We start from the raw sequence: 3,321 nt of genomic DNA, 5'->3' as shown, positions 1-3,321 counted from the left end.
GTAAGCGCTTCTAAGTCTGCGGCTGCGCGATGACGGGAATGCGCTTCTAGAGTCCGTCCGAGGAGAATAAAACCTAACAGCATGACTGGTTCATCAAAAAAGCACTCTAAACCGAGATTAGGGAAGATAAGAGCCAAACAACTGGCTATATAGGCGCTACCTGTGCCTAAACTAACGAGAGTGTTCATATTTGGCATACCGTGCCGTAATCCGCGCCAACCATCGATGAAAATATCGCGGCCGGGGAATAAAATGGCTAGGGTGGCTAAAGTCCAGTGAAAAGCAATACTTTGAAGGATGGGGATTTCTGGTCCCCCGATGTGGTGTAAGTGACCAATCAGGGAAAAAACCAGTAAACAACAAGCGATCGCTAATCGGTATAATTGTTGTTGCTGTTCTTTTTGTTGGTTTTGCAGCCGTTGATTTTGTTGAGAAAGGGGAGTCGATGAGCTGCGCGGTTGGGTGGGGAATCCAATCGCGGTTAATTTTGCGGCTAACTGCTCTGGTGCGATCGCATCCGGTTGGTATTCAATCACGGCAATTTCCGTGATTAGGTTAACTTGGGCCGATTTTACCCCTTGATTTTGGCTGAGTTGTCGTTCTACGGCACTAACACAGCCGGCGCATTTCATGCCTTTTACGTCTAGAGTAGCGGTTTTTAGTCCAGTTTCGGCGGCTAGGATCATAGAAAAAGTAGGCAAGGATGGTCTTTACTTCTATCCTAGAAATTCTCGACGGATTTTTAAACTATTTTGGCCTGTAGGGTTACAGATAGATGAAATTTCATTACAGATAGCTGAAATTTCAGGTAGCCGATCTTGTAGGGTGCGTTAATGAAATGTAACGCACCTTATCTAATGTTCAAAATTCCTGCGTTACGCTGACGCTAACACACCCTACTGGACTGTTTCAGTGCGATCTTGTAGGGTGGGTTAATGAAATGTAACGCACCTTATCTAATGTTCAAAATTCCTGCGTTACGCTGACGCTAACACACCCTACTGGACTGTTTGAGCTAATTTGGTGTATTAGAAAAATGCTATAAATTCTATAATCTAAGACTTTAAGCCGAAATCTATCGCCCTATTTTAGCTGAAACAATCCACTACATTTGATACATTTATATTGCTTAATCATCCCAAAAACCTTCAGGCTTGGCTATACGTTCACCACTACCCCAATCCTGGGGATAAATTCCTTGAGCGATAAACCGATGGATACTGGAATATTGCCAATCTTGAGGATTTTCACAGAAACCATGCCGCACTGGATTGTCATGAATATAATCGCAATGTGTTGCAAAATCTTGTTCATCTCGGATTAAATGCTCCCAAAATCGGCGTTGCCAAAGATTCCCTTCTCCTCGTTTTTGCCGCGATCGAGAAACTTCACGATTAACCCCCAATGCCTGCCCATAATGCTTTGTGACATAAGTTTTGATTAATCGTAACCTTACCGAAAAATCTTGATCATCATCTGGTAACGTCCATAAACAATGAAAATGATCAGGTAATAGAACAAAAGCATCAATCACAAAAGGATATTTCACCCTAACCTTTTCGATTCCTTGCCTAAGCGCTTTTCTAGCCACATCACAACAAAGCCAAGGCTCTCTCTGATAAGTGACTTGAGTAATAAAGAAAGTCCCTCCAAATACATGAGGTCTTCGATAATTAGACATTTGGATCGTAGAGTGTATTAATGAAATGTACAACTTGAATGATAATCAACAAATTCGTGCGTTAGGCTAACGCTAACACACCCTACATCATATCGATCTTGAAGATTAAGTGCGATGCCGCTCTTGTAGCCGATCTCGTAGTAACGCACCTTATCTAATGTTCAAAATTCGTGCGTTACGCTGACGCTAACACACCCTACTGGACTGTTTCAGCCGTAGGGTGCGTTCCCTAATGCAGGATTTTGGGGAACGCACCCTGCACATTGATTGAAGCTGTGAGGTTAGGTGCGGTGCTGCTCTTGTGGGCCCAGTTGAGGAATGTTAGCGAAGATTCCCAATGTTTAGGTTAAAATAGGGGGGCAAAAGTTGCCACAGGGTCGCTTCAATGACAGTTCGACAACCCCGCTACAGCAAAGAAGAATTTGCCCGACGTGGACACGAAGTCTATGAGTCTCAGGTACGCTCCCAAATCGAGGAAGGGAATCATGGGAAGATTGTAGCAATAGACATCGAAACAGGGGCTTTTGAAGTGGCTGACGACAGCCTAACAGCTGCTAAACAACTGTTAATACGTTTTCCTGATGCACAAATATTTGGTATTCGCATTGGACATCGTGCCGTCCATCGTTTTGGCTTTCGTTCCCCCAGTGTGTCGCCATGATGATGGGGAGCGTCAATTCGCGCCGAGAAGCAATTATTCAATTCGTAGTGCTAGGCGAAAATCACCAGAGGCAAGCGATTAAAGCAGTTATTGACACTGGTTACACTGGATTTCTCACGTTGCCTTCCGCTATCATTACAACACTAGGATTAACGTGGTATATGCAAGAAGAGGGAATCTTGGGCGATGGAAGCCTCTGTATGTTTAACGTATTTGAGGCAACTGTGATCTGGGATGGTCAGATCAAATCTATTGAAATCAATGAGTCAGAGACAGATACATTAGTTGGTATGGGTTTACTTGATGGCTATGAGTTGAATATTCAGGGTTTTGCTGGGGGATTAGTGACAATTAAACCTTTGTCATAGTCCCTAGTTAGAAAAATGTCTAACAAATCACTGCACCCGACTCTATGATTAGACTATTTATACCAAATTTCTAAATTCCTGACAGTGCGATGCCGAAGGCACTGCATAGCAGTACGCTATCGCTGTAGGGTGCGTTCCCTAATGCAAGTGCGATCGCCGATATGGTAGGGTGCGTTAATGAAATGTAACGCGCCAATCTCCCCGTAAACTCTCAAAATAAAGCTCAAATGCTGTAAGATGAGGGATAGAAAAATTTTATTAAAGTGATGTGAGTGAAACCGTCTATATTGAAACCAGTATTTTAGGCTATCTTACTGCTCGACCCAGCAGAGATATTATTGTGGCGGCTAATATTGAGGTGACGAGGGAGTGGTGGGATACTCGCCGCAGTGACTTCCAATTATATTCGTCTCAGGCAGTCGTGAGAGAAACTTCCCAAGGCGATGATGCGATCGCATCTCAACGATTAGAAATTCGGCGTTGCATAATAGAGATATGAATGGAGGAAATCAAAATGCAATGCCCTGAATGTAAATCTACCCATATCCGTAAAAATGGCATCAATAAACAAGGTAAACAAAATCCTATTTGTGTAACCTGTGGCCGTCAAT

General features: G+C 43.4%; 5 protein-coding genes and 1 pseudogene. 4 read left to right on the top strand and 2 right to left on the bottom strand.

Features of this window, described 5'->3' with window-relative positions:
- Together PX481_RS02610 and PX481_RS02605 are read right to left on the bottom strand one after the other, a co-directional pair.
- On the bottom strand, positions 1-686 hold a 686-nt coding region (locus PX481_RS02610), incomplete at its 3' end, for a cation transporter (protein WP_288093539.1).
- A 443-nt stretch (positions 687-1,129) separates the two neighbouring features.
- Positions 1,130-1,681 (bottom strand): REP-associated tyrosine transposase, encoded by a 552-nt coding sequence (locus PX481_RS02605; RefSeq protein WP_002759060.1) that lies wholly within the window; start codon positions 1,679-1,681, stop codon positions 1,130-1,132.
- Positions 1,682-2,066: 385 nt separating this feature from the next.
- Between PX481_RS02605 and PX481_RS02600 the strand changes: the two genes are divergently transcribed.
- From PX481_RS02600 to PX481_RS02585, 4 genes and pseudogenes are all read left to right on the top strand, one after another.
- On the top strand, positions 2,067-2,342 hold the full coding sequence (locus PX481_RS02600) for a hypothetical protein (protein ID WP_002733756.1): 276 nt from the start codon (positions 2,067-2,069) through the stop codon (positions 2,340-2,342).
- Positions 2,339-2,710, top strand: a complete 372-nt coding sequence (locus tag PX481_RS02595) for a hypothetical protein (protein WP_002759059.1) — start codon at positions 2,339-2,341, stop codon at positions 2,708-2,710. The genes PX481_RS02600 and PX481_RS02595 overlap by 4 nt, the downstream gene beginning before the upstream one ends.
- A 268-nt stretch (positions 2,711-2,978) precedes the next feature.
- Positions 2,979-3,185 (top strand): annotated as a pseudogene (locus tag PX481_RS02590) (PIN domain-containing protein); the annotation flags it as partial.
- A 39-nt stretch (positions 3,186-3,224) separates the two neighbouring features.
- On the top strand, positions 3,225-3,321 hold a 97-nt coding region (locus PX481_RS02585; protein ID WP_472407680.1), incomplete at its 3' end, for a transposase-like zinc-binding domain-containing protein.

The organism is Microcystis sp. M53603_WE2 (assembly GCF_030065435.1).
The sequence above is the reverse complement of the archived record's forward strand: the minus strand, read 5'-3'. Positions and strand labels throughout refer to the sequence as shown.